The following is a 26044-nucleotide window of genomic DNA, read 5'->3' as shown; positions in this document are numbered from 1 at the left end:
ACGAAAAGGTGATGCGAAAAAATGAATGACCCCGCCGAATAAAATCCCGATGACCGGTGTTCTCGGTGTGCAACGTCATTTTCCTGGAGATGTTCCCATGACGACCACAACTGTCCGTATCGCTTCTCTCGTCCTCGGCGGCTTTATCGCCGCGGCAGCACTTTCCGTCCCGGTCTTCGCCGCAGGCGACGACAGCGAGACCATGCCGGTCTGCAAGAAGGGCGAGGTCTACGATAAGAAGGCCAAGAAGTGCGTGAAGCAGAGCAGCGCCAACATCACCGATGAAAACCGCACCGACTATGCCTATTCGCTGGCAAAAAGCGGCCGCTTCGATGAGGCGCTCGCGATGCTCGACACTGTCAAGGATCAGAACAACGCCGAAGTCCTGAACTACCGCGGCTATGCCACCCGCAAGCTCGGCCGCACCGACGAGGGCATTTCTTATTACCTGCAGTCGGTGAAGCTCGATCCGCAATATGCCAAGGTCCGCGAATATCTCGGCGAAGCCTATGTCATCAAGGGCCAGCTCGACATGGCCAAGGACCAGCTGGCAACGATCAAGACGATCTGCGGCACGGATTGCGAAGAATACCAGGATCTGAACGCCGCGATCATTGACCCCTCGAAAATCTGAGGATCGGCAAATGGGCGAAGCCGGCTGCAAAGGATTGCTCTGATGGCGGTCGCACACGCCCCGTTTCTTGCCTATAGTCGCGAAAAATCGGAGTCGCCGGTCATCCCGGCGGCGCCGCCGAAAACAGCAGGCGCGGAGGCGGCCATCGCGAGCGAAGCGGATATCAGGACGGGCCTGACGGAGCACCTCTCCCGGCTCTGGCGTTACGGTCTCGTGCTGTCGCGCAAGCGGGATGTCGCAGAGGATTTGGTGCAGCAGACCTGCGTGCGGGCGCTGGAACGCGCCAGTCAGTTCGAGCCGGGCACCCGGCTGGACCGCTGGCTGTTTTCCATTCTCCATTCCATCTGGCTGAACGAGATCAGGGCCAGCAAGGTGCGGCAGGGCCAAGGCTTTGCCGATGCCGAGGAAACCCTGGTTTTCGATGGGGCAGAGGCGACCGAAACGCATGTCGCCGCCGCCCAGTTGCTGCGCAAGGTCGATGCCTTGCCGGAGGCCCAGCGCAGCGCCGTCTTCCTGGCCTATGTCGAAGGGCTCGCCTATCGTGAGGTCGCAGAAATCTTGAACATACCGATCGGAACCGTGATGAGCCGCCTTGCCGCTGCCCGCGCCAGGCTCTCCGCCGAAACAGCCGAAGGAGGGCGTCCATGACCAGCAATATCCGCATGCCTTCCGACGAAGAGCTGACCGCCTTTCTTGACGGCGAACTGCCGCAGCCGGAGATGGCGCGCATCGAAGCCCTGGCCAATGAAGACGAGGAAGTGGCTGCCCGTATCGAGTTTCTGGCCAATGGCAGCATGCCGTTCAGCGAAGCTTTCGCGCCGCTGCTCGACGAGGCGCCGAAGCAGAGGCTCGAGGCGATGCTTGCCGCGATCCCGGCTCCCGCCGCTGCGGCTGCGAGCGCGGAGCGCTCCACCATCACCCGCCGCGGGCTCTTCGGCGCGCTCGCCGCATCGCTTGCTGTCGGCATCATCGCCGACCGTGCCTATCTCGGTATTGGCCGCAGTATTGGCAGGGACGAGGGCAGCGAGTGGCGCAGTGTCGTTGCCGAATATATCGCGCTTTATACGCCGGATACGCTGGCCGGTCCGGTGCCGCCAGCCGACGTCCAGACTGCACAGCTTGCCCGCGTCGATGGCAAGCTTGGGCTGAACCTCTCGCCTGAAACGGTGGCCCTGCCGGGCGTCGATTTCAAGCGCGCCCAGCTGCTCGAATATGACGATCATCCCCTGGCGCAGATCGCCTATCTCGATCCCGAGAGCGGGCCGATGGCGCTCTGCATCATCCGCTCCGACAAGGGGGCGAAGCAGCCCGATATCGAGGGGCGCAAGGGCATGAACGTCATCTATTGGTCGACGGCGACCCATGCCTTTATGCTGATCGGCCACGCGCCGGTCGATCGGATGCGCGAAATTGCCGATGCGGTGAGGCCAAAACTGACGGCCTGAAGCTGTCTCGCCATCTTCATGCCGATTTTGCGTGGTTTTGCCTGAGCCTCTCCTAATGAAGGGGCGCATCAGCGTGAACTGGATCAATCGTTATATCGACGAGCCGTTGCTGGACGGCGCGGCGACCATCCTCAGGGCATGGCATATCCGCACCGGCCAGGCGCCGGAACGGCTGGAGCCGGTCTGGAATCTCATCGTCATCTCGCTTCTGACGGCAGGCTGCTGGTATGGGCTTGCGGACATGCCGCTGGCGCTTAGCCTCGCCGCTCTCCTGGCGCTCGCTCTGCCATCGCTGCGCAAGCTTCTGCGGCTGAAGAAATCCAACCCCTATGACGCCCGCCAATACAAGTCGGCCCGCGCCCGCGCCGTTTCCAAGCGCGAAGCCGAATGGTCGCTGCGCATGACGGTGCTTTCGGTATCGGGCGGCCTGCCGTTTCTCGCCGGCAGCGACGATCCCGTCGGCCACGCCTTCATGGCCGGCGCCTGCGTCTGGTTTGTGATGACGGCGCCGGTCAAGTTCTATCTGGATGCCGCCGAGCCGCCGGCGCCCGATCAGGGCGACCGCGCCGAACGCGCGCTCTTTAATTTCGGCTGACAGCTCACGCGAAATCTCATTCTGAAGCGGCCGCCCATGGAACTAAGTCCTTGGGCGGCCGTTATTATGTCAGTCCAACGCATAGGAGATCGCCATGCTGTATTACGCTCTGGTATTCCTCGTCGTGGCACTGATTGCCGGCGTGCTCGGCTTCGGCGGCATTGCAGGCGCTTCGGCGTCCATCGCGCAGGTTCTTTTCTTCATATTCCTGGTTCTCTTCGTCGTCTCGCTCGTCATGCGCTTGATGCGTCGCTGACGGCAGCGAACGAACAGGATCGCATCCCGGCCCGGCGGTGAAACGCCGGGTTTTCTGTATCTTTAACAAGCGCTTGCGTGCGAAAATGACACGCCCGCCCGGAAAATTCCGGCGTAAAGATTGGATTCAACATTTCCCGGTAAACTGCCGTTAGCCATTCATCCGGCCCCGTTCGGGCCTGATGAAGCCAATGTCGTTTTCTGTGTTGTGTACGGGTTCCATGCGTTTTTCGGCTGTTCCTGCGATCTTTCTTGCCTGCCTGACTGTGTCGGGCTGCGCATCGAGCACGACCCACGAGGGTCTGGTTTCCGGTGTGGTGTCGAAGGAAACGACGAGCTCGGTTTCCCCGCCGCCAGCGCCCGTTCCGGCCGCGCCCGTCTATGCGCAGGCCGCGCCGTCAGCCCCCATGCCGCATCAGGAAGAGCTGGCCTGGGCAGGCCAGGTGCCGCAGCCGCAGGCCTTCGAGCCGGTCAATCGCGTGGTCGGCGCGCCGGTTCCGGCCGAGCGCCCGGAAGCGCTGATGGCGGCACCCGAGCCGATGGCCGAACCCGCATTCGCCCCGCGCACCCGCTCGCGCATTTATGCCCACCAGTTCCGTGATGCCAAGCCGATCAATTTCGGCCGCGCCTCGCCGCGCAAGCTCGCCGTCCACGGCGTCGATGTCTCGCGCTGGCAGGGCAATATCGACTGGGCGACGCTCAGAACCCAGGGCGCCAACTTCGCCTATATCAAGGCCACCGACGGCGGCGACCATCTCGACCCGATGTTCCGCACCAACTGGCAGCGCGCCAAGGCCGCCGGCATGAAGCGCGGCGCCTATCACTTCTTCTACTGGTGCCGCACCGCCGGTGAACAGGCCGATTGGTTCATGCGCAACGTGCCGCGCGATCCCGACGCCCTGCCGCCTGTCATCGACGTCGAGTGGAACGGTGAATCCAGCTGCAAGCGCCGCCCGTCCCCGGAGCGCGTCGTCGAAAAGATGCAGGTCTTCATGGACAAGCTGGAGCGCTACTACGGCAAGCGCCCAATTATCTACACGGCGCCCGATTTCTACCGCGACAACCTCCGCGGCCAGTTCCCAAGCCACCCCTTCTGGCTCCGCTCCGTCGCCGCCCACCCGGCCCAAGTCTATCCCGGCCGCCGCTGGATGCTCTGGCAATATTCGGGCTCGGGGCTATCGCAGGGCGTTCAGGGGAAGATCGATTTGAATGTGTTCCATGGGTCCGAAGCGGAATGGCATGAGTTCGCGGCGCCGCGAGAGGGGTGAGGAGGCCGCCTTGTTAAAGGTCGTCCGAATGCAAGCGATAATCTTTACCGCCCTCAAGATCTTCGCTTCGGCAGGCCACACCGAGAAAAACGTAGGACTGCGAGAATTGAGCGATGAAGGCGAACATCTGTTTGTCCTCTGAGCCATACCAAACCTATGTGAATTGATCGCCTAGATTGGTGTTCTGTCGGGTCGTCCTGATCGTGTTCGGAAACATCGGCGCAATTGTCCTGATAAGCGTCTCAGAATTGCGGGCGATAACCTGGGTTCGGAAAGTTCTGATCATGTGTGTCGTTGGCATGACCTCTTTCATATGCTTGTAGTAGAGTGCGCAGGTCAGCCGACGTTCGAAAGCTTCAAAAGCTTTCCGATTTTCATTCGGCATCTCGGCGATCGGCGCTGACGCGGCGGGCTCGTCTGGGGGGTGCGAGAAATTATAGAGTGGCAGCGCGCGCTTCTTGGCGTTTGCCGTAACGTCGAGTCTCGGCAGATACTCCGGGTTATTGTTTCGAACACCCGACAGGAGCTTCAAAAACTGGTCGCTAGGTGTAGTGCCCGAGTGATCGCCAAGTTTCATGTAGAGCGCAGCAACTTGCTCAAGCGGGCCAGCTTTATTGTTACAAGCTTTGCAGGCCGGGAAGACATAACCCTCTGGCCACACTCGATTTATGAAGCACTCGCGAGAGGGTACATGGTCTTCCGTCTCAGATGCTGACCCGCAGAAAAAGCACAACGGATGCTTTAAAAGGAATAGCTCTTTTCTGCGTTTGCTGGCACCCATCGGTAGCTTCCAATCATGCGCCTGTCATCCTCCTTGCTACGAGCTAGATGATCGGAGACGTGATCACCTTGACGTCTGAGCGCGAGGGCGTTGATTCGCGTAGTTTGGGCATCTTTGAGCGTCTTGTCGAACAGGCTGCAGCTCGTTCCATCGATTTTCAGGCGGCAAGCCTAGGCAGAAACTTTCCTCCGCGGTAGCTTGGCCCGATACAACTATAGCGCGTCCCATCGATACGCGTGCGCGGACTGAAAATGTCCGACTCCGCTATATGGCCGAGTTATGATCTTAATGAAGAGAAAAATTTGGCTGGGGAACCTGGACTCGAACCAAGATTAACGGAGTCAGAGTCCGTCGTTCTACCATTGAACTATTCCCCAGCAGGAGCGGCGCGTCGGCCGCTTCGCTGTCGTGCGGGGCTTATAACCAAATCGCGGCGGAATGCAAATAGCTGTTTTGAAAAAATTTCAGGGCATGTGGATGATGCGTTTCAGGGGCTTCTAAAACTGATTTCAAAAAGAATTTGGTGATTTTGGCATGCGCTGGTATTCTTGCGGCAACGCAAAAATCTAATGAGCGCCAGCAGCATACCGTTCAGGCCTTGCGCGGCGCGTGGAAAAACAACGTGGAAGACCCCGAAGGCGGCGCCAAGCCGCAATTTGACGGGGCGCCAGCGGCACAGCGCAAGGACGGCAAAAAGTCCAGGCGCCGCAAGGGAAAACGTGGCGGCCAGAACCGCAACGCGCCCCAGACCGCTTCGCAGACCGCCTCCGGACCCTCTGGAGACGCTGCGCGCCCAACGGAAAACACCGCAGGGAATCCGTCCCGCAAGCGCAAGCGTCGCCGCCGTGGCAGTGCTGCGCCGCAAACCGGCGCGGCGCCGCAGGCCGCCGTTCAGCATCAGAAGGTTGCCGATGGTGCGGCGAATCCATCTGGCGATTCGGAGCATGCCTCGCGCCGCAACCGGCGCAAGCATCGCGGCAAGCGCGGCCTGCAGGGCCGTCCGCTGACGCCGGAGAAGACCGCTTCTCAGCCATCGTCTGCTGCAAATCAGCCGTCCGCCCGGGCGAACAGTCATGCCGATGCGCGAAGCGGCGACCAGCCACGCCCGCATCGCGCCGGCGAACGCGAGCATCACGGCTTCGAACATCCCTGGCCGGACGAGCTCTATGCAGCGCTCGACCTCGGTACCAACAATTGCCGCCTGCTGATTGCCCAGCCGACACGCCCCGGCCAGTTCCGCGTCGTCGATGCCTTCTCGCGTATCGTCCGCCTCGGCGAGGGGCTGGCGGCCAGCGGCCGTCTCTCCGACGAGGCGATGGATCGCGCCGTCGATGCGCTTCGCGTCTGCGCCGGCAAATTGAAAAACCGCGAAATCCGCCGTATGCGGCTGATCGCCACCGAAGCCTGCCGCCAGGCATCGAACGGCGAAGCGTTCCTCGAGCGCGTCGTTGCCGAAACCGGTCTGGATCTCGAAATCATCGACCGCGAAACCGAAGCCCGGCTTGCGGTCTCCGGATGCTCGTCGCTTGTCGGGCGTGAAACCCGCTCCGTCGTTCTGTTCGATATCGGCGGCGGTTCGTCCGAGATCGCGGTCATCCGCATCGGCGAAAATCGCTTCAGCCGCCTGGCGAATCACATCACCCACTGGACCTCGCTGCCGGTCGGCGTCGTCACGCTGTCCGAGCGCCACGGCGGCCGGGATGTGACGCCCGATGTTTTCGAAGGCATGGTCAGCGAAGTCGCGGGCATGCTCTCCGGTTTCGATTGCCCCGATATCGAGGTTGCCCAGTCGACCGATTTCCATCTGATCGGCACATCGGGCACGGTGACGACGCTTGCCGGCGTGCATCTCGATCTGCCACGATATGACCGCCGCAAGGTGGATGGTATCTGGCTGTCGGACGATGAGGTTTCGGCCATGCAGGCGAAGCTCCTGTCGTGGGATTTTGCAAGCCGCGCCGCCAACCCGTGCATCGGCCCCGACCGTGCCGATCTGGTTCTGGCCGGTTGCGCCATTTTGGAAGCCATCCGCCGCCGCTGGCCGAGCCCGCGCATGCGCGTTGCCGATCGCGGCTTGAGGGAAGGCCTGTTGACCGACATGATGGCGGATGATGGCGTCTGGCGCCGTCACCGCAATCGCCGCGGCCAGCGTGGAAGGTAAGAGAACAATGACCAAGGCACCCATCGCGGGCAACCGCACCGGCCGCAAGCTCGGCCAGCGCGTCAAGAACAAGAAGATGAAGGCGTCGTCGCGCCAGTGGCTGCAGCGCCATATCAACGATCCCTATGTGCAGCGCGCGCAGCTCGAGGGCTATCGCGCCCGCGCGGCCTTCAAGCTGCTGGAAATCGACGAGAAGTACAACATCCTCAAGGGCGCCCGCCGCATCATCGATCTCGGCGCTGCGCCGGGCAGCTGGTCGCAGATCGCCGCCAAGGTCACCGGCTCGACCGACGAGGATATCCGCGTCGCGGCCATCGACTTCCTGGAAATGACGCAGCTTCCTGGTGTCAAGGTTCTGCAGCTCGACTTCCTGGATCCATCAGCACCGGAAGCGCTGCTGGAAGCTGTCGGCGGCACGCCCGATCTCGTCATCTCCGACATGGCGGCGCCGACCACCGGCCATCACCGCACCGACCATCTGCGCACCATGCATCTCTGCGAGGTCGCGGCGCATTTCGCCATCGAGGTGCTGGGTGAAGGCGGTCACTTCCTGACCAAGACCTTCCAGGGCGGCACCGAGCGCGAGCTGCTGACCATGCTGAAGCAGCATTTCAAGCAGGTCGTCCACGTCAAGCCGGCATCGTCGCGCGCCGAATCAGTCGAGATGTTCCTGCTCGCCAAGGGCTTTAAGGGCCGCCAAAAGCAGGTTGACGCTACGGAAGCTTGATCTTTCCTGTGAACTGGGGCGATTATGACAGTCCCAAGACTTGGAATATCACAGACCCATGCTTCTCTATCTGACCCTCGGAACCAACGACATCGAGCGGGCACGGCATTTCTATGATGCCATCATGCCGCCGCTCGGCTATCGCTGCCAGCGCTATTCGGAAGAAGAAATCGGCTATTCGGCCGACGGCGACACCCGCTGCCGGCTTTGGGTGGTCACGCCGTTCAACCGGCGCCGCGCGTCGAATGGCAATGGTACGATGGCCGCACTGTCTGCTGCCACCCGCGCCGATGTCGATGCCTTCTACGCGGCGGCGATCGCCGCTGGCGGCAAGGACGAAGGCGAACTGGGCCTTCGCCCATTCCACGAGAGTTTCTACGCCGCTTACATTCGCGATCCCGACGGCAACAAGCTCAGCGCTGTCTGCGAGTTGCCGGAATAGGCTATTTCACCGCCTGCTGCTCGGCCTCGATGGCGGCAGGCGTGATCGGCTTGCCGCGATGGCCTGAGACCACGGCCCCGGCATTCCTGTCCATGCGGATGAACGGGATCATCGCGATGAGCGTCAGCGCCGCGATGACGTAGAAGGCGACGTGGAAATCGGCCACCTGCAGCGCTTCGCCGCGGAAATAGATGCAGGTTTCCAGGATCATGGCGGCAACCGAAACGCCGAGCGCCAGGCTGATCTGCTGCATCACCGAACTCATCGACGTCGCCTGGCTGGCCTCAGAATCCTTGATGTCGGCAAAGGCCAGCGCATTGATGCCGGTGAAGATAAAGGATCGCGAGAAGCCGCCGATCAGCAGAATGACGACGATCGCCAGATGCGGGGTCTCCGGTGTGAAGAAGCCGGTCGCAGCGGTGACGACGGTCGTCACGCAGGCGGCCGTCAGCAGCGTCGAGCGGAAACCGGCGGCGGCGAAAACGCGGCGCGCCATGAACTTGGTAGTGATCGCCCCGATCGCACCCGAGAAGGTGATGAGGCCGGATTGAAACGGCGTCAGGCCGAAGCCGAGCTGCAGCATCAGCGGCGTCAGGAACGGCATGGCGCCGACGCAGATGCGAAACAGCGTGCCGCCTGTGGTCGAGGCGCGGAAGGTGGCGTTCTTGAAGAGGTCGAGGTTCAGGATCGGCGCCGGGTGGCTCCTGGCGTGGCGGACGTAAAGCCAGCCGCAGATGAGACCGACGATTGTCGCCGTGATGCCGATGACCGGCGGCAGCGCAGGCAGGCTGACGACCGAGAGGCCGAAGACGACGCCAGCCGCGGAAACGGATGTCAGGACAAACCCGATGACATCGAGTTTCGGCGGCCGCGTCGCCTCCACATGCGGCAGGAAGATCGTCGCCAGCCAGACGCCGATCACGCCGACAGGAACGTTGATCAGGAAGATCCAGTGCCAGCTGAAATAGGTGGTGATGAAACCGCCGAGCGGCGGTCCCGCCAACGGGCCCACCAGTGCCGGAATGGTGAGCAGCGCCATGGCGGAGACGAGGTCGCTTCGCTGCGTCGTTCGAACCAGAACCAGGCGCCCGACCGGGGTCATCATCGAGCCGCCGATCCCCTGCAGGAAACGGGCGAAGACGAATTCGACGAGATTGGACGAACTGGCGCAGAAGATCGAGCCGACGACGAAGACGCAGATGGCCAGGCGGAAGATATTCTTGGCGCCGAACCTGTCGGCCATCCAGCCACTGATCGGAATGAAGACGGCGAGCGACACCATGTAGGAGGTCAGCGCCAGCTTCAGGGTGATCGGGTTGACATGCAGGTCATTGGCGATCGCCGGCAGTGCGGTGGCGATAACGGTAGAATCCATCTGCTCCATGAAGAGCGCGACGGCAAGGATCAGCGGAACGATGCGGTTCATAGGCGAAAGCCTTGAATGGTCTTGGGGGCGGCTGCTGTTTAGTCCCGGGCTCGGTCTCTGCCAATCCCGGAAACGCTGAAGTCTACACATCCGCTTCACGTCTGCGTGAGACGGCTTGTTCGACAACTTCTCCTTTCAACATTGACATATGCTTACGCCGCCGCGGCCAGAAATGCCCGGCAAGCACGTGGGGATGAGTGCGAACAGAGATCGCACGTTGCCGGAGGATGGATATATGGCAGTTTCATTGGGGATGAAGCGGCGCACGCTTTTTGCCGCAGGTCTTGGCCTGCTGGCGGCGCCCGCCATTTTGAGAATACCGGCCCAGGCGGCCGAGACCGGAGATAAAGCAAAGATGACGACAGCATTGCCAGAGATCAATCAATTCAAGCTCGGTTCCTTCAAGATCACCGCCGTCCGCGACGGCAGCAACGTGCTGGAGAAGCCGTTCGAAACCTTCGGCACCAATCAGGATCCGGAAGCAGTGAAGACGCTGCTCACCGAAAACTTCCTGCCTGCCGACAAGTTCGTGAACAGCTATTCGCCCGCAATCATCGATACCGGTTCCGATGTGATCCTCGTCGATACAGGCTTCGGCGCCGGTGCCCGCGAGCGTGGCATGGGCAAGTTGCAGGATGGCCTGAAGGCTGCCGGCTACAGCGTCGATGACGTCACCGTCGTGGCACTGACCCACATGCACGGCGACCATATCGGCGGCATGATGGAAAACGGCGCGCCGGCCTTCAAGAATGCTCGCTATGTCGCCGGTCAGGCGGAATACGATTTCTGGACCGACAAGGCCCGCGAGGGGACGCCGGCCGAAGGCGGCCACAAGGCGGTTCTCGCCAATGTCGTGCCCTTTGCCGAAAAGACCACCTTCATCAAGGAAGGCGATTCCGTCGTCAGCGGCATCACCGCGATGCTGGCGCCAGGCCATACGCCCGGCCACATGGTCTTCCATGCACAGTCCGACAACAAGCAGCTGGTTTTCACCGGCGATACGGCAAACCATTACATCCTGTCTCTGCTGCATCCGGAATGGGAAGTGCGCTTCGACATGAACAAGGCCGAGGCCGCCGCTTCGCGCAAGAAGGTGTTCGACCTGATCGCCACCGACAAGATCGCCTTCCTCGGCTATCACATGCCGTTCCCGGCGGTCGGCTTCGTCGAAAAGCAGGGCGCCGGCTACCGCTTCGTCCCCAAGAGCTATCAGTTCGATATCTGACATGAGGCGAGAGCGGCCCACACCGCTCCCGTTTTTTCAACGCTCAGTCGCCCTGCCAGAAGGGCAGGGTGGTCCGCTTCGAGATACGGTACACGGCAGCCGGCGGGAAATTCTGGATCGTCCGTCCCAGGAACACCGCTTTCAGGCCCAGCCTGTCGAGGATCGGGCGTGGCACCGGGCAGCGCGGGCCGTAGGTGAACTGATAGAATTTCCCTTGCTTGTCGAGATGCCTGAAGGCACCGGCCAGGATCGCCATCACCTGGCGCGGCGGCATGGAGAGCAGCGGCAGGCCGCTGACGACGGCGCCCGCCGGGCCGCCAATATCGAGCTGTCCGATCTTCGCCGCATCGCTTTCGACAATCGCCGCCTGCGGAAAACGTGCCGCCAGCATGCCGGTGAATTCGCGTCCTTTCTCGATCAGCACCAGGTCGCTCTCGGCAACGCCGCGGCCGATTAGTGCGCGCGTGAAGACGCCGGTGCCCGGCCCGAGTTCGATGACGCGGCCGGCTGCCGGGTCGATCTCCCGGGTAATCAGCTGGGCCAGCGAGTGGCCGGAAGGAATGGCGGAGGCGACGCGCAGCGGATTTCGCAGCCAGGCGCGCAGAAATAGAAACGTGTCGGAGGATGTGCAGGTGGTGTTCACGGCTTGCAGCTCCAGTGCCCGTTGGAATTGGCGCATGGTGTCGTCTTGAAGGCAATGCGGTCCAGCCCGTGGACACATGGGAAACGGACATGCCGGAAACAAGGCTGCGTGGCCTGGGAATGCGCCACATCGTCCTATTCCCTGGACGCGCAGCAGGCATTCGCGTTTTGCTATTCCCAACCTGTCATAGACGTGTTACCAGCCCTCGCCAACTTCCAAAGCAACCCTTGCACACCGCCGGTGCGGACGATTCGTTCCGGGTGGGGTCGCATTTTTCTTATTTGAAGGAAATTGGCCATGGCTCGCATCATTGAAACGCCGACCGGTTTGGACGCACTCACGTTTGACGACGTGCTGCTGCAGCCCGGTCATTCCGAAGTTCTGCCGGGCCAGACCAGCGTCGCGACACGGATCGCAACCGACTTCGAACTGAATATCCCGATCATTTCGTCTGCCATGGACACCGTCACCGAAAGCCGTCTGGCGATCGCCATGGCCCAGGCCGGCGGCCTCGGCGTCATCCACAAGAACCTGACGCCGGTCGAGCAGGCCGAGCAGGTTCGCCAGGTCAAGAAGTTCGAAAGCGGCATGGTCGTTAACCCTGTCACCATCGGCCCCGATGCGACGCTCGCTGATGCGCTGGGCCTGATGAAAATGTACTCGATCTCCGGTATCCCGGTCGTTGAGAAGTCCGGCCGCCTCGTCGGTATCCTCACGAACCGCGACGTTCGCTTCGCCTCCGATCCTTCGCAGAAGATCTACGAGCTGATGACCCGCGAAGGCCTCATCACCGTCAAGGAAAATGTCGATCAGCAGGAAGCCAAGCGCCTTCTGCACGCGCACCGCATCGAAAAGCTGCTGGTCGTCGATGGTGAGGGCCGTTGCGTTGGTCTGATCACCGTCAAGGATATCGAGAAGTCACAGCTGAACCCGAACGCTTCGAAGGATGCGCAGGGCCGTCTTCGCGCCGCCGCTGCCGTCGGCGTCGGTGATGACGGTTTCGAGCGTGCCGAGCGCCTGATCGAAGCCGGCGTCGACCTTCTGGTCGTCGATACCGCCCATGGTCATTCGCAGGGCGTTCTCAATGCCGTGGCGCGCGTCAAGAAGCTCTCCAACTCGGTTCGCGTCATGGCGGGCAACGTCGCCACCTCTGATGGCACCAAGGCGCTGATCGATGCCGGTGCGGATGCAGTCAAGGTCGGTATCGGTCCGGGCTCGATCTGCACGACGCGCATCGTCGCCGGTGTCGGCGTCCCGCAGCTCGCGGCCATCATGTCGGCTGTCGAAGCAGCGCAGGCGCAGGACGTCCCTGTGATCGCCGATGGCGGCATCAAGTTCTCCGGCGACGTTGCTAAGGCGATCGCCTCGGGCGCATCGGCCGTGATGATCGGCTCGCTGCTCGCAGGTACTGACGAAAGCCCGGGCGAAGTTTACCTCTATCAGGGCCGTTCCTTCAAAGCCTATCGCGGCATGGGCTCCGTCGGTGCCATGGCCCGCGGCTCTGCTGACCGCTACTTCCAGGCCGAAGTCCGCGACACGCTCAAGCTCGTGCCGGAGGGTATTGAAGGCCAGGTTCCCTACAAGGGACCGGTATCGGGCGTGCTGCACCAGCTCGCAGGCGGCCTGAAGGCTGCCATGGGTTATGTCGGCGGCAAGGACCTCAAGGAGTTCCAGGAACGCGCCACCTTCGTGCGCATTTCCGGCGCCGGTCTGCGCGAAAGCCATCCGCATGATGTGACGATCACCCGCGAAAGCCCGAACTATCCGGGCTCCGGCGTCTGATCATGACAGCGGGCAGCCGGATACCACTCCGCATCATCGGGCTGCTCGCCATTCTCTGCATTGCGGCTTCTGGCTGGGCGCTCTTCGGTTTCGTCTTACCCTTTCAGCACGAAACCGGCCGCGCCATGCTCGATACCTATGTCGCAGGCTATGACGAGGCGACTGTCGCGGCCATGCAGTCCTTGCTGAAGGACAATGCCGCCGCCTATGGAGTTCTCCGTTCCATGTATCTCGGCCCCGAGCTGGTGTTGCCCGCCTTGCTGGCGATGCTACTCCTGAGCCTCATCCTCAAGCTCGAGACCACAGGGCGATACTTTGGCAAGCCGGTTCACCCGGCCCTTGTAAAAGCCGTCCTGGCATTGCCGCTCATCTATGCGTTTTCCGATTATGCCGAAAACATATCCAGCCTGATTGCCTTCGGCGGCAGCCCGTCTTCGGCCACCGCGGTCACCATCCTGCCCTGGCTGACCAAGCTGAAATTCGCCTCGCTCGCCGTCACCGTGATCGCCATCATCCGCTTCGCGCTGATCCGTTTCGGGCCGAAGGACGAAGCCTAGCGCGGCCAGCGCCAGCGCGGGTTAGAAAGCCGCGCAATCATGAATTCCGACAGTGCCTCGATCTTCGCCGGGCGTGCCCGCGCCGATGGCGTGACGAAATAGAGCGCCCCGCTCGGCAGCGTCCAGTCCGGCAGGATCGCCTTCAGCCGCCCGTCCGCCAGATATTCGCTGGCCAGGAACTCCGGAAGTTCGCAGATTCCGAGACCGCGCAGCGCAAGCGGCACCAGTGCTTCGGAATTGGTCGCTCTCAACGGCCCGCTGGGCGTCACATATTCCTCATCGCCCTGCCGGTTCTTCAGGCGCCAAACATCCTGCTTCGGCCGGTAGGAGTAGCCGAGCAGATGATGGGCGGCGAGATCGCGTGGATGGTCGGGGCAGCCGTATTTCTCAAGGTAGGCGGGTGCGGCCAGAATGAACGGCGCAACCGGCGCCAGCCGCCGCGCGACCAGCGATGAGTCGGGCAGCACGGCGATCCTGAGCGCCGCATCGAAGCCGTCGCCGACGAGATCGACGCTGGCATCGCTCATATGCAGGTCGATGCTGATGTCAGGGTATTGTTCGAAGAAATCGGGCAGGATCGGCGCCACCCAGCGCAGGCCAAAGGACATCGGCACAGCCAGCCGGATCAGCCCGCGCGGACGGCTGGAGAGTTCGCGGGCGGCATTCTCCATCTCTTCCGCTTCGCAATAGATGCGCGTTGCCCGGTCGGCGAGCCGGGCGCCGAACTCGGTCAGCGACAGCTGCCGGGAAGTGCGGTTGAAAAGCCGCGCCCCGAGCCTTTCTTCCAGCCTGGCGACACCGCGCGAGACGGTGGCAACCGAGACGCCGAGCGTCTTTGCCGCGCGGGCGAAGGAGCGTTCCTCCGCCACCTTGGCAAACATTGCTAGACCTTCGAAATCGGGCAATTTCATTGTTTCAAATCTGCAATGATGACTTTCATTTCTTTCTATTCCGAAATGATCTGGTCGTCCATATCTCAGCATCAGTCGAACACAAGGAGACGACTGATATGACCCAGAGACTGAATGGAAAGATTGCCGTCATCACCGGCGCCACCTCGGGCATCGGCCTTGCCACCGCCAAACGTTTCGCCGCCGAAGGCGCACGCGTCTTTATCACCGGCCGCCGTGCCGATGTGCTGCAGAAGGCCGTCGCCGAAATCGGGGGCAATGTCACCGGTATTCAGGCCGACTCGGCAAAGCTTGCCGATCTCGACAGGCTCTACGCGCAGGTGAAGGCTGAGGCCGGCCGCATCGATGTGCTGTTCGTCAATGCCGGCGGCGGCTCTTTCGCACCGATCGGCGAAATCACCGAGGAGCAGTATGACGATACCTTCGGCCGCAATGTGAAGGGCGTGCTCTTCACCGTGCAGAAGGCGCTGCCGCTGCTCGCCAAAGGCTCCTCCGTTATCCTCACCGGCTCGACGGCGGGCTCGACCGGCACGCCCGCCTTCAGCGTCTATGCCGCTTCCAAGGCTGCTATCCGCAACTTCTCGCGCAACTGGATCCTCGACCTCAAGGATCGCGGCATCCGCATCAATACGCTGAGCCCCGGCCCGACCGAGACCACCGGTCTCGTCGAACTTGCCGGTCAGGACAAGGCGCAGCAGCAGGGCTTGCTCGATCTGCTGGCCGGTCAGGTTCCGATGGGCCGCGTCGGCCGCGCTGAAGAGATTGCCGCCGCCGCGCTCTTTCTCGCCTCCGATGACTCGAGCTTCGTCACCGGTGCCGAGCTCTTTGCCGACGGCGGTATCGCCCAGGTCTGAATCTCATGCCCGCTGCGTCTTTTCGCGGCGGGCATTCCTCTGGCAAGCGCTTTCCTTTTCCTTTACTGCTCTGAAAAATTTGAATGAAGCGGAAAGGAAATGCCCATATGACCGGTTTCGAGATCTTCTGGCCGATCGTCGGCCAAGTCGTCCTGGTCTTCATCCTTTACGGCCTGCTCGGCTACCGCCGCCGCCGGATGGTGAGACAGGGCAAGATCAGGATTTCCGAGTACCGCGAAAACCGCGATGAGCCGCCGGAGAGCCTTTTCGTCAAGAACAGCATCGCCAATCAGTTCGAGCTGCCGGTTCTCTTCTATGTCTGCTGTGTGCTTCTCTACATCACCGAGGCCGACAATCTTCCGTCGCTCGTGCTCGCCTGGCTCTTCGTCGTGCTGCGCTACGCACACGCCTATGTTCACGTGACCAGCAACAACATGCGCATCCGCAGCCCGCTCTTTGCGCTCGGCTGTGCCGCTCTGCTTGGCATGTGGGGCTGGCTGATCGGCTGGATGGCCTTCAGCGGGTAACGCATATTTGTACACCGCTTGTTTTGCGCTGACCTATCTTCGTGCTCGGGCATGGCCCGGGTAGGGAAGAGGAGATCGATATGGACAAGCCGGAAATCACACAGGCGATGATCAGCGCCTATGATGAATACACACATCTGACATTGGACCGCCGCGGCTTCATGGACAAGCTGACGAAGCTTGCCGGATCCGCAGGCGCCGCCGCCGTCATCGCCCCGATGCTGGCGGCAAACAAGGCCGCAGCCGAAATGGTGCCGGCCGGCGACGAGCGGCTGACGGCAAAAGACGTCACCTATCCGGGTGGTAGCGGCGAGATGAAGGGGTATCTCGTTGAGCCGAAGGCCGCATCCGGCAAGCTCGGCAGCGTCATCGTCATTCACGAGAACCGCGGCCTCAACCCGCATATCCGCGATGTCGCCCGCCGCATGGCGCTGGAAGGCTTCATCGCGCTGGCGCCAGACTTCCTGTCGCCGCTCGGCGGCACGCCTGAAAACGAGGATCAGGCCCGCGAGCTCTTCGGCAAGCTCGGTGCCGCAGCCACGGCGGCTAATGCCGAAGCGACGCTGAAATATCTGCAAACGCTGCCGAATGCGAATGGCAATGTCGGCGCCATCGGTTTCTGCTGGGGCGGCGGCACGGTCAACAACTTCGCCACCAAATCGCCGGAGCTCAAGGCGGGTGTCGCCTATTATGGCGCCCAGCCGAAGGCGGATCAGGTGCCCGGTATCAAGGCGGCGCTAATGCTGCACTATGCCGGTCTCGACGATCGCATCAATGCCGGCATCGATGCCTACAAGAAGGAGCTGGAGGCCAACGGCAAGAATTTCCAGATCTTCGTCTATGATGGCGTCAATCACGCGTTCAACAACGATACGTCGTCTGCGCGATATGACAAGAAGGCTGCTGATTTGGCCTGGAGCCGCACCGTGGATTTCCTCAAGAAGAACCTGGCCTGATCTTTCGGCTGCCAAGTCATCCACAGGGTTAGACATGAAAAATCGGGGCATTTTGCTCCGATTTTTGTCGAGTTTGACAGTTCGATAAAATGCGAAGTTTTCCCTTCACGGCGCATGAAGACCTGCATGCCATATCGCTCGGATGCGCCGGTTTGAGACAGCTGCCGCCGCTCAAGAATAAGCTGTGGGGGCGGGTCGGCATGAGCATAGACAATGTGGATCGCATCGGCCTGCGCCGGAAGCCGAAGCAGGAACGCAGCATCCAGCGCTTCGACCTCATCCTCTCGGCCGCCGCCGAGCTCATCGCCGAAAAAGGTGTAAGTGCCATGCGCATGACCGAACTTGCGGTCGCCGCCAAGGTGCCGATCGGCTCGGTCTATCAGTACTTTCCCGAAAAGGCGGCGATCGTCAAAGCGCTGTTCGATCGTCATGCCAGCGAGGTACAGGCCAAGACCGCGCAGGTCTTCGCCAATGTCCACTCGCTGGACGATGCCCTTCATCTCATCGAGGGGATGATCGACTGGTACTACGATGCCTATCGCAACGACCCGACCTATCTCGGCGTCTGGATGGGCACCGAAACCGATCAGGATCTGCTGCGCCTGAACATCGATCACAGCAATCGGGTTGCCGATATCTTCTACGAAGCCGTCAAGCGCGTAGCGCCGGAACTCGAAGCGATCGACATGCAGGCGCGCACCTATCTCTTCAGCCACTTGATTGGCGCCTCGATCCGTCTTGCGGTCAAGAGCGAGGAAGAACTGGCGCTGCGCATGCTTAGCGAGTGGAAGCGCGTGATCCGCGCTTCGCTCTTCTCCAAGGCAAGCTGAAACTTACCAGCTCGGCACCATGTTAGCAGCCTTCAGCCGCGGGTAGTTCCGCGCATAGGCGGTCTTCAGATCGGCTTCCAGATTGTCGTCGACGACAGCAGGCGTGATGTTGTCGAGGCAGGCCGTGATATGGGCGGTAATCGCATTCATCAGCGAGATCGAAACGCCGGGGCGCTTCATGATGCCGATCTGGACCGGGGGCAGGGCGGGGAAGCCGTCTGCCTGGCTGAGCACCTTCATGCCGGTTCTCAGCGCCGATTCCGGCATGACCGAGACGGCCATGCCCGCCAGCACGGCAGCGGCAACAACAGTGCAGGACCAGCTGGTGAACAGGATCTGATGCTCACGCCCAACGGCATCGAGCGCCGAGCAGGCAAGCTGGCGCCACTGGCAGTCGCGGCGGCCGACGGCAAGCGGCACCGGCGCGTCGTCACGGATCGGATGGTTGGCCGAGCCGACCCAGCAGAGCGGTTCGGTTCTGACGACATCCGACATGCGTTCGCGCGGGTTATGGGTGACGAGCGCGATATCGAGCTCGCCCTTGTGCATGCGCTCGGCAAGATCCACCGACGGCTCGCAGACGATATAGAGCTCGACATTCGGATGCGTCTTCGCGAAGCGGCCGATGATCTCAGGCATGTAACGGTCGGCATAGTCGTCAGGCGTGCCGATGCGCAGCATGCCTTCGAGACGGTTGTCGTCGAAGGCCGCCATCGCCTCGTTATTCAGGCGGATGATCCGCCGCGCATAGTTGAGCAGCTTCTCGCCCTCGGCCGTCAGCCGGTTGCCGCGGCCGTCCTTGATGAACAGCTGCTTGCCGATCCGTTCCTCCAGCCGCCGCATCTGCATCGAGACCGCCGACTGCGTCTTGTAGACGCGATCCGCCGCCTTGGTGAAGCTGCCGGAATCGACGATGGCGATGAAGGTCTGCAACTGGTCAATATCAAGAGGCGCTGACATGGGCTCACCTATAACGATCTCTGATAATAACCATTAGAAACATTCGTTGGACTGATCAATAGGCCTTTGGCATCTTCTGGCTGCAAATCAAGCAAAGTGAAGGACAGAGACCCTTCTGTCCGCCTTGAGTTCCAGCCCGCATGCCTTCCCGCTCGACCTCGCGGGAGGGGTGGGTTGTTGCGCCCGAAAGAAAGGAGAGTTCGATGCGCATGATTGACCAGACTTTAGAACTCGACTGTGCCAAGCAGCCTGTGAGCGTGTCCGCACGTCTTGCCGGCATCCTTGCGCCGCTCGCTGCTCTCTTTCGCGGCTACCGCAATCGCAGAGCAATCAACGGTCTTACGGAGCTTGACGACTATCAGTTGCGGGATATCGGCCTGACCCGCGCCGATATCGCCTCCGCCCTGCTGACATCGACCTTCTTCGAGGACCCGTCACCGCAGCTGACCGACTCCGCCCGCCGCCGCTGGCGCCTGTCGATCTTCCGCTCCTATATCGATTAGGAGCGGACCCTTTTTCCCCGCAGGGTGATAGCCAATAGCCCTGCCTCTTAACCCGGTGATCGCTTTCCCAAGCCGTCTCCGGGTTTTTTTATGGTTTGGCGGTGGGGGAAGATGCTTTCGGGCGGTAGGCGTCGAAGATCGATTCCAGGTTCTTCTGATAGTTCTTCTGCACTTCCAGGCCGCTGTCAAACATGGTGTTCAGCATATCCATGTAACCCGCCGTCTGCTCCTTCGCCTGGTCTTTCGGAGGCTCCGGCGCCTTGGTCGGTTGCTGCGGCTGGTTCATCCCCGCCATCATGTCCTGGAATGCCTTGGCGAAGGGATTGTCGAGAAATGGATTGGCTGTGGCCTTCTCCGGTTCAGGCTTCGGCACGCTGAACATCAGCTGCATCGCCTGCGTGAAGGGATTGTCGAAGATGCTGGGCTCGGGTGCGGCCTTCTGCTTCGGCGCAAAACCGGTGCTCTCCAGCCATGTCTGGATCGTCTCGCCCATCGCCGTGTTGACGAAGGGATTGACCGGCGATGACATCTGACCCATCGACTGCTTGAACAGCCCGCCCATTAGCGTGCTGGCGATCACAGGCAGCATCTGCTTGTAGATCTCCTGGCCGATGCCGGTCATCTGTGCCGCCTGAGCCGCAACGGCGCGGGAGACCTCTTGAGAGCCGAACAGTTGTGCAAGGACATTGTTGCCGTCGGTCACGCCCTGCGGCGTGAAGGCCTTGCTCATGTCCTCGAAATACTTGCCGTAATTTCCCGAGGAGACCGATTGCATCAGCCCCATGAAATCATAGGGGTTGCTTGTGCTGCGTTTCAGTCCGGCGGAGAAGGCCGGCATCAGCGCCGCCATCGCCTTGGTCGCCTGTTCCTGCGCAAGGTTGAACTGCTTGGCGATGGCATCCATCGCCGCGCCATTCTGCGCCTGCATCATCATGTCGAAGAGTGGCAGCATGGGCAGTCCTTCCGCTGTTTAGTGCGTTTGAATCGCTACTATAAACAGAAATAGGAATGCGCAAACGGCTTTTTGCCGGAGACCTTAGTACTGATATTCCTCGAAGACAGGTTCGACCGAGCCATTCCAACGGCCGTTGAAGCGGGCGAGCAGGTCTTCCGCGAGCGTCGCCTTCTTGGCCATCACCTCATCGAGCGGCGACAGGAAGATCGTCTCGTCCTGGCCTTCCTTGTTAAGGCGATTACGCGACTTGAGGCCGGCCTTGGAAATGGCGAGCACATCCTTCGCGGCGTCGAACAAGGCATGACCACGGAACGAAGCCTTCAGGCCCTCGGCCGGCACGGCATTGCGCAGTGCGACGACCTCTTCGAACGTCCAGTCCTTGGTAAACTGGTCGGCAGCTTCGAGTGCCGCATCGTCGTAGAGCAGGCCGACCCAGAAAGCGGGCAGCGCACAGATCCGGCGCCACGGGCCGCCATCGGCGCCGCGCATCTCGAGGAAGCGCTTCAACCGCACATCGGGGAACAGCGTCGAGAGATGGTTGGTCCAGTCGCCCATCGTCGGCTCCCAGTCCTTGATCTCGCTCTTCAGCGCGCCGTTCATGAACTGGCGGAAGGTGACGTGGGTACAGTCCTTGTAGCGGCCGTCACGGACGATGAAATACATCGGCACGTCGAGCGCCCACTCGGCATAGTCCTTGAAGCCGAAATCGTCGCGGAAGGTGAAATCAAGCGGGCCCGAGCGGCGGTTATCTGTATCGGTCCAGATGTCGCCGCGCCAGGAGAGCAGGCCGTTCGGCTTGTTTTCGGTAAACGGCGAGGAGGCAAACAGCGCTGTCGCGAACGACTGCAGCTTCATCGAAACGCGCATCTTCTTGCGCATGTCGGCCTCGGAAGAGAAGTCGAGGTTCACCTGGATCGTGCAGGTCCGGTACATCATGTCGAGACCCTTGCTGCCGACCTTCGGCATGTAGCGGGTCATGATGTCGTAACGGGATTTCGGCATGCGCGGCGTTTCCGCCAGCGTCCATTTCGGGCTGCCGCCGATGCCGAGGAAGCGGATGCCCATCGGCTCGGCGATCTCGCGCAGAACGGCGAGATGCTGGTTGGATTCCCTGCAGGTCTCGTGGATGGTTTCGAGCGGGGCACCCGACAGTTCGAACTGGCCGCCCGGCTCGATCGAGATCGCGCCCATGCCGTGCTGTTCGCCAAGGCCGATGATATTCTCACCGTCCATGATCGGCTCCCAGCCGGAACGTTCCTGCAGGCCCTTCAACAGCGCGGAAATGCTGGCATCGCCGGCGTAGGAAACGGGGCTGTTGTCGGCGCGGAAGAAGGCGAACTTCTCATGCTCGGTGCCGATGCGGAATTTTTCCGTCGGCTTGTTCCCCGCAGCAAGATAATCGGTCAGCTCCTGAACCGAAGAGAGCGGTGTCTGGTCGGTGGTGTCGCGAGCCATGCAAATCTAACCTGTATTCTGGGGGAACGCCTTTTGGGCGCGGCAATGGAAGGGTGATTAGGACCGCTCTCAGGTATGTTGCAAGTGAAATTCTTTCAACGCCGGTTCAAAAAAATAGCATCCTGTATCTTGAGTGAATAGGCGCAAGGTTAATTCCAGTCGCCGAGCGCTGCCTGAATGACCGCCATTGCCGCTACAGCAGCCGTATCCGCACGCAGGATTCTCGGGCCGAGTGGGATGGCGGTGACGAAATTGAGGTTGCGCAGCCGGGTGCGCTCCTCTTCCGAAAACCCGCCTTCCGGGCCGACCAGAAGCGCCAGCTTCCTTTCGGCAATCGCCGAGAGCAGCGGCAGCGGATTTTGCTCGGCATCGCCCTCGTCGCAGTAGATGATCCGCCGGTCGGATGGCCAGCCGTCCAGAAGATCGAAAAGTCTCACGGGTTCGGCGACATCGGGAATGCCGAGAATGCCGCATTGCTCTGCCGCCTCGATGACGTTTGCCTTGAGCTTGTCGAGATTGGTGATCTTGCCCTGCACATGCTGTGTCATGACCGGCTGCAGAACGCCGGCGCCCATCTCCACCGCCTTCTGCACCAGATAATCCAGCCGCCCCACTTTCAGCGGCGCGAAGAGATAGTGAAGATCGGATGGCGCCGGCTGAGGCCGCGTCTGTTGGACCGGTGTCAGCAGGATGCGCTTGCGGGTCGGGAAGGCGAGGGTGGCTTTCCATTCCCCATCGCGGCCGTTGAAAACGAGAATCTCCGCGCCGTCGGTCAGGCGCAGCACATTCGCCAGGTAATTATACTGGTCAGAGCTGGCTTCGACGGCGGCATTGGCGGCAAGCGGTGCGTCGATGAACAGCCGCTGCATGCGGAAATTGGCGCGCATTCTAGATTTCCCGGTCAAACGAAGAGGGCGAACATAACCCAATAGAGCAGCGCTGCAAGCGCGCCCGAGGCCGGAACGGTGATCACCCAGGCGGCGATGATCGTCATGAAATGCGACCGGCGCACCAGATAGCGGCGGCGGGTTTCATGGACGTTCGGATCGGCCGGTTCGTCGATCGCCCAGCTCTCCGCCTTATGGCGCATATAGGCGATGCGGCGCTTCGAGTTGCGGGTGTACCATTCGCGGAAGAACCCGACGCCGAAGACCGAGCCGACTGCGATATGCGTCGTGCTGACCGGAAGGCCGAACCAGGAGGCGAGGATGACGGTAAAGGCGGTCGACAGCGCCACGCAATAGGCGCGCATCGGATTGAGCTTGGTGATCTGTTCGCCGACGAGACGGATCAGGCGCGGGCCGAACAGCAGCAGACCGACCGAAATGCCGAGAGCGCCGATCAGCATCACCCAGAGCGGCGGGGCGATCTCCCCGTGAACAGGCAGAAGCGTCGTCGAGCGCACGATTGCCGAAAGCGGGCCGACCGCGTTCGAAACGTCGTTCGCACCATGGGCGAAGGAGAGCAGGGCGGCAGAGCCGATCAGCGGATATTTGAAGAGGATACGCAACGAGCTGTTGCGGTTCTCGAGCCCCTCGGATTGGCGGCGTACGATCGGCCGGGCGATGAGCCAGCAGACAACGGTTGTTGTCAGCCCATAGGCCAGCACCGTCGTTGCCGGGAAACGGTCCGGTGTCGTGAGTTGCAGGATCATATAGGCCGTAAATGCGCCGGCCATTGCCGCGATCAGCACAGGCACCCAGCGCCGGGCCGCCGCGATCTTGTCGTTGCGATAAATGACGAAGGTCTTGACGAGGAACAGCAGACCGGCGGCGATCACCCCGCCGATGATCGGCGACGTCACCCAGCTCGACGAGATTTCCGCCATCACCCGCCAGTTGACGGGCTCCGGGCCGACGGCAGCGATGCCGGCGCCGATGACCGCGCCGACGATCGCATGGGTGGTGGAAACAGGCGCGTTGAGCCAGGTCGCGAGATTGATCCACAACGCGGCCGCCATCAGCGCCGCCATCATAATCCAGGCAAGCAATCCTTCCGGAACCTGCACGGCATCGACGATGCTGGACGAAATGGTCTTCACCACTTCGCCGCCCGCGATCGTAGCACCCAGGATCTCGAAGATCGCGGCAATCACCAGCGCTTGCGCCATCGTCATTGCGCGTGCACCGACGGCGGCGCCGACATTGTTCGTCACGTCGTTCGCGCCGATATTCATTGCCATGTAGGCGGCAAGCGCGGCAGCGGCGATGATCAGCACCGCACTCGGCCGGTCGAAGACGTAGACCCCGGCAAACAGCATCGCGAGACCGAGGAACACCAGGCCGATGCCCGGCGCGATCAGCTTGCGCGCAACGAACTTCGAGGCATCCTCGACATGGCTATATTTGTCGAGGTCCTTGTCGAGCGTGCGTTTTTTAAGGACAGGTGTCTTCTCGGCCATGCTCTTTCCTGGAAGGAATCCTGCTTTAACGCTGTCATTCCTAACAGCGCAAGATGGCAGGAATCATTCCGCCGGAATCTGCTTGGCGCGGCTTGCCTGAAGATGTTCGTCGATGCGGCGCTTAAACTGCAGGAACAGGTCACGAAGCTCCGGCTCGCGGACCCGCTTGCAGGCCTCGTCGCAGGAAACCCACTCGATCGTGCGTTCGCCCTTTTCCTTGAAGTTCTTGGCAAGCTCGGAAACCTCGAGCGCATAGACCTGCACCTTGCAGCTCACCTTCAGTCCATCCTTCAGGACCTTCGGATAGCTGTAGGCGCCGAGCGTCTCGTGCTCGACGCTGCCGCGCACGCCTGCTTCTTCATAGGCCTCGCGGGCGGCGACCTCATAAGAGCACTTGCCGTTCATCGGCCAGCCCTTGGGGATGACCCAGCGGCCGGTATCACGGCTGGTCATCAGGAGAACCTCGACCTCGGTGCCCTTCTTCTTCATCCGGTAGCACAGCGCAGCATACTGCTGTCTCGGCGGACGCCGGAACATCAGCTGCATGTCGGAGGCTAGGCGGGAGAGAAGAGTCAACTGTCGGGTCACCTTTCGAGTCGTTTCAAAGAATCATTAATATTAGCATGTGCTGGAAAGCTTGCGCGATCCATGCGCCATTTAACGGTGCATAACGCGGCTATGGTTTTTAATAGGCAAATCTCACGCCGCAGCGGGTCGAAATTCCGGCAAAACCTGTTCTGTTTCCGCCTTTGCACAGGTGTTCAATATGGGGCCTTCTTGCCTTTCGTTCAATGCCCATATCAATCTGGGGATATCGTTTCCTGTTGATGACCGCCATGCGCCTTCCGCCACTCAATTCAATCAGAGCTTTCGAAGCCGTCTGCCGTAAGGGCAGCGTGCTCAGGGCTGCCGAGGAGCTCGGTGTCGTGCGCGGCGCGGTGCGTCTGCAGATCGCGGCGCTCGAGAATTATTTCGGCGAGAAGCTCTTCACCCGTGAAGGTCGCCGCCTCGTGCCGACAGACCGGGCCAGGGCGTTTGCCGAAGCGGCAACGGCGGCCTTCTCCCTGTTGCAGCATGCCGCCGGTGACCTGCAGAAGGACGATAGCCGCAGGCTTCGCCTCGGCGTTCCCTCCGCCTTCGGCATCTGGTGGCTGATGCCGCGCATCGGCAGCCTGCAACGGGCGCTTGGCGATGCCGAGATCGATATCGTGCCGATGGCGGTCGCCGAGCCGCTGCTGCAGCATCCGGAGCTCGATGCCGTCATCATGGGTGGCGAATACCGCCCCTCGGCCGGTGTCGCCGCCATCCGCTTCATGGAAGACGAGTTCGGTCCGGTGGCAGCACCCCAACTTGCCGCCACCTTCGACAGCGATCCCGCCGGGATGGCTACGGCTGCAATGCTCGTCAGCCGCAGCGTGCCGAAGCTTTGGGACGAATGGTTTGCCGAAAGCGGCACGCCGGCAGTCAGCTTCGCCCGCCGTCAGGAATTCGAGGATCTGCTGCTGGCGCTCGGTGCCGCCCGATCCGGGCTCGGTGTGGCGCTCGCCCCGCGCGCATCGATCGAGGATGATCTGGCGCGCAATATTCTGACTGCTCCCTTCGGCTTCATCCGCCGCCCGGCAGGCTATAGCCTCTGTTGCCGCACGACCGATCTCCGAAAGCCGCATTTCACCGCATTGCGCGACTGGCTGGTCAAGGCTGGCGAGGGAACCGAATAGGGCAGATTTACTGCCGTATCGGCAGTGGATTAT

General features: G+C 61.5%; 28 protein-coding genes and 1 tRNA gene. 18 read left to right on the top strand and 11 right to left on the bottom strand.

All coding sequences use genetic code 11. From position 1 onward, the window contains the following. Positions 1-97 precede the first annotated feature (97 nt). From AC1DJO_RS08880 to AC1DJO_RS08855, 6 genes are all read left to right on the top strand, one after another. Complete coding sequence (locus AC1DJO_RS08880) at positions 98-634, top strand: tetratricopeptide repeat protein (RefSeq protein WP_310292771.1); 537 nt, start codon at positions 98-100, stop codon at positions 632-634. 42 nt (positions 635-676) lie between these two features. Next, positions 677-1282 carry an RNA polymerase sigma factor gene (locus AC1DJO_RS08875; protein ID WP_477969978.1) on the top strand — a complete coding sequence of 202 codons (606 nt, stop codon included), beginning with the start codon at positions 677-679 and terminating at the stop codon, positions 1280-1282. Further along, positions 1279-2079, top strand: a complete 801-nt coding sequence (locus AC1DJO_RS08870; RefSeq protein ID WP_477969976.1) for an anti-sigma factor family protein — start codon at positions 1279-1281, stop codon at positions 2077-2079. Before AC1DJO_RS08875 ends, AC1DJO_RS08870 begins: the two co-directional genes overlap by 4 nt. A gap of 55 nt (positions 2080-2134) precedes the next feature. Beyond that, positions 2135-2674 carry a hypothetical protein gene (locus tag AC1DJO_RS08865; RefSeq protein ID WP_477969974.1) on the top strand — a complete coding sequence of 180 codons (540 nt, stop codon included), beginning with the start codon at positions 2135-2137 and terminating at the stop codon, positions 2672-2674. A gap of 94 nt (positions 2675-2768) precedes the next feature. After that, positions 2769-2930, top strand: coding sequence for a DUF1328 domain-containing protein (locus AC1DJO_RS08860; protein WP_112387679.1), 162 nt, complete (start codon positions 2769-2771; stop codon positions 2928-2930). Between the two features lie 220 nt (positions 2931-3150). After that, positions 3151-4197, top strand: a complete 1047-nt coding sequence (locus AC1DJO_RS08855) for a glycoside hydrolase family 25 protein (RefSeq protein WP_477969972.1) — start codon at positions 3151-3153, stop codon at positions 4195-4197. Between the two features lie 154 nt (positions 4198-4351). On the opposite strand, the gene AC1DJO_RS08850 is transcribed toward AC1DJO_RS08855, so the two are convergent. Together AC1DJO_RS08850 and AC1DJO_RS08845 are read right to left on the bottom strand one after the other, a co-directional pair. Beyond that, entirely contained in the window at positions 4352-4978 is a 627-nt protein-coding gene (locus AC1DJO_RS08850) for a hypothetical protein (protein WP_477969970.1), read from the bottom strand. Positions 4979-5281: 303 nt separating this feature from the next. Then, a tRNA-Gln gene (locus tag AC1DJO_RS08845) sits at positions 5282-5355 on the bottom strand. A gap of 245 nt (positions 5356-5600) precedes the next feature. On the opposite strand from AC1DJO_RS08845, the gene AC1DJO_RS08840 reads away from it, so the two are divergent. The 3 genes from AC1DJO_RS08840 to AC1DJO_RS08830 are packed head-to-tail and all read left to right on the top strand — an operon-like array spanning position 5601 to position 8308. Further along, positions 5601-7139 carry a Ppx/GppA phosphatase family protein gene (locus AC1DJO_RS08840; protein ID WP_477969968.1) on the top strand — a complete coding sequence of 513 codons (1539 nt, stop codon included), beginning with the start codon at positions 5601-5603 and terminating at the stop codon, positions 7137-7139. A 7-nt stretch (positions 7140-7146) separates the two neighbouring features. Further along, positions 7147-7866, top strand: a complete 720-nt coding sequence (locus tag AC1DJO_RS08835) for an RlmE family RNA methyltransferase (RefSeq protein WP_477969966.1) — start codon at positions 7147-7149, stop codon at positions 7864-7866. A gap of 58 nt (positions 7867-7924) precedes the next feature. After that, the gene (locus tag AC1DJO_RS08830; protein WP_477969964.1) at positions 7925-8308 is read left to right on the top strand and encodes a VOC family protein; all 384 of its coding nucleotides are present in this window, start codon (positions 7925-7927) and stop codon (positions 8306-8308) included. 1 nt (position 8309) lies between these two features. Here AC1DJO_RS08830 and AC1DJO_RS08825 read toward each other — a convergent pair whose 3' ends face one another. After that, positions 8310-9734 carry a DHA2 family efflux MFS transporter permease subunit gene (locus AC1DJO_RS08825; protein ID WP_477969962.1) on the bottom strand — a complete coding sequence of 475 codons (1425 nt, stop codon included), beginning with the start codon at positions 9732-9734 and terminating at the stop codon, positions 8310-8312. A 235-nt stretch (positions 9735-9969) separates the two neighbouring features. Here AC1DJO_RS08825 and AC1DJO_RS08820 point away from each other — a divergent pair, with 235 nt between their 5' ends. Then, the gene (locus tag AC1DJO_RS08820; protein ID WP_477969960.1) at positions 9970-10959 is read left to right on the top strand and encodes an MBL fold metallo-hydrolase; all 990 of its coding nucleotides are present in this window, start codon (positions 9970-9972) and stop codon (positions 10957-10959) included. 43 nt (positions 10960-11002) lie between these two features. Here AC1DJO_RS08820 and AC1DJO_RS08815 read toward each other — a convergent pair whose 3' ends face one another. Next, positions 11003-11602, bottom strand: coding sequence for a class I SAM-dependent methyltransferase (locus AC1DJO_RS08815; RefSeq protein WP_477970321.1), 600 nt, complete (start codon positions 11600-11602; stop codon positions 11003-11005). A gap of 297 nt (positions 11603-11899) precedes the next feature. Between AC1DJO_RS08815 and guaB the strand changes: the two genes are divergently transcribed. Continuing rightward, positions 11900-13384, top strand: a complete 1485-nt coding sequence (gene guaB, locus AC1DJO_RS08810; RefSeq protein WP_112513905.1) for an IMP dehydrogenase — start codon at positions 11900-11902, stop codon at positions 13382-13384. 2 nt (positions 13385-13386) lie between these two features. After that, positions 13387-13941 carry a hypothetical protein gene (locus tag AC1DJO_RS08805; protein ID WP_477969958.1) on the top strand — a complete coding sequence of 185 codons (555 nt, stop codon included), beginning with the start codon at positions 13387-13389 and terminating at the stop codon, positions 13939-13941. Here AC1DJO_RS08805 and AC1DJO_RS08800 read toward each other — a convergent pair. Beyond that, positions 13938-14852, bottom strand: coding sequence for a LysR family transcriptional regulator (locus tag AC1DJO_RS08800; RefSeq protein WP_477969956.1), 915 nt, complete (start codon positions 14850-14852; stop codon positions 13938-13940). The genes AC1DJO_RS08805 and AC1DJO_RS08800 overlap by 4 nt on opposite strands. A gap of 98 nt (positions 14853-14950) precedes the next feature. Here AC1DJO_RS08800 and AC1DJO_RS08795 point away from each other — a divergent pair, with 98 nt between their 5' ends. From AC1DJO_RS08795 to AC1DJO_RS08780, 4 genes are all read left to right on the top strand, one after another. Then, complete coding sequence (locus tag AC1DJO_RS08795) at positions 14951-15706, top strand: SDR family oxidoreductase (protein ID WP_477969954.1); 756 nt, start codon at positions 14951-14953, stop codon at positions 15704-15706. Between the two features lie 107 nt (positions 15707-15813). Continuing rightward, the gene (locus tag AC1DJO_RS08790; protein ID WP_112513902.1) at positions 15814-16233 is read left to right on the top strand and encodes an MAPEG family protein; all 420 of its coding nucleotides are present in this window, start codon (positions 15814-15816) and stop codon (positions 16231-16233) included. Between the two features lie 80 nt (positions 16234-16313). After that, positions 16314-17189: a dienelactone hydrolase family protein gene (locus AC1DJO_RS08785; RefSeq protein WP_477969951.1), complete on the top strand. Its 876-nt coding sequence runs from the start codon at positions 16314-16316 to the stop codon at positions 17187-17189. A gap of 200 nt (positions 17190-17389) precedes the next feature. Beyond that, complete coding sequence (locus AC1DJO_RS08780; protein WP_477969949.1) at positions 17390-18019, top strand: TetR/AcrR family transcriptional regulator; 630 nt, start codon at positions 17390-17392, stop codon at positions 18017-18019. A 3-nt stretch (positions 18020-18022) separates the two neighbouring features. Here AC1DJO_RS08780 and AC1DJO_RS08775 read toward each other — a convergent pair whose 3' ends face one another. Further along, on the bottom strand, positions 18023-18979 hold the full coding sequence (locus tag AC1DJO_RS08775) for a LysR substrate-binding domain-containing protein (RefSeq protein ID WP_112387692.1): 957 nt from the start codon (positions 18977-18979) through the stop codon (positions 18023-18025). A gap of 203 nt (positions 18980-19182) precedes the next feature. Here AC1DJO_RS08775 and AC1DJO_RS08770 point away from each other — a divergent pair, with 203 nt between their 5' ends. Continuing rightward, entirely contained in the window at positions 19183-19482 is a 300-nt protein-coding gene (locus AC1DJO_RS08770; protein ID WP_112513899.1) for a DUF1127 domain-containing protein, read from the top strand. Positions 19483-19570: 88 nt separating this feature from the next. Here AC1DJO_RS08770 and AC1DJO_RS08765 read toward each other — a convergent pair whose 3' ends face one another. The 5 genes from AC1DJO_RS08765 to AC1DJO_RS08745 form a co-directional block, all read right to left on the bottom strand. Next, positions 19571-20434, bottom strand: a complete 864-nt coding sequence (locus AC1DJO_RS08765; protein ID WP_477969947.1) for a DUF937 domain-containing protein — start codon at positions 20432-20434, stop codon at positions 19571-19573. Positions 20435-20518: 84 nt separating this feature from the next. Continuing rightward, positions 20519-21892, bottom strand: coding sequence for a glutamate--cysteine ligase (locus tag AC1DJO_RS08760; protein ID WP_477969945.1), 1374 nt, complete (start codon positions 21890-21892; stop codon positions 20519-20521). Between the two features lie 149 nt (positions 21893-22041). Further along, a complete protein-coding gene (locus tag AC1DJO_RS08755) occupies positions 22042-22779 on the bottom strand; it encodes a 16S rRNA (uracil(1498)-N(3))-methyltransferase (RefSeq protein ID WP_477969943.1) in 738 nt (245 codons plus the stop codon). A 14-nt stretch (positions 22780-22793) separates the two neighbouring features. Next, a complete protein-coding gene (locus AC1DJO_RS08750) occupies positions 22794-24293 on the bottom strand; it encodes an inorganic phosphate transporter (RefSeq protein ID WP_477969941.1) in 1500 nt (499 codons plus the stop codon). A gap of 63 nt (positions 24294-24356) precedes the next feature. Next, positions 24357-24869: an NUDIX hydrolase gene (locus tag AC1DJO_RS08745; RefSeq protein ID WP_112538148.1), complete on the bottom strand. Its 513-nt coding sequence runs from the start codon at positions 24867-24869 to the stop codon at positions 24357-24359. Between the two features lie 260 nt (positions 24870-25129). Here AC1DJO_RS08745 and AC1DJO_RS08740 point away from each other — a divergent pair, with 260 nt between their 5' ends. Next, positions 25130-26011, top strand: a complete 882-nt coding sequence (locus AC1DJO_RS08740) for a LysR substrate-binding domain-containing protein (protein ID WP_477970319.1) — start codon at positions 25130-25132, stop codon at positions 26009-26011. Positions 26012-26044: the final 33 nt, after the last annotated feature.

Source organism: Rhizobium sp. 05N430 (assembly GCF_056396985.1).
Note: the sequence above shows the minus strand (reverse complement) of the source record. Positions and strands in the feature narration are given on the sequence as shown.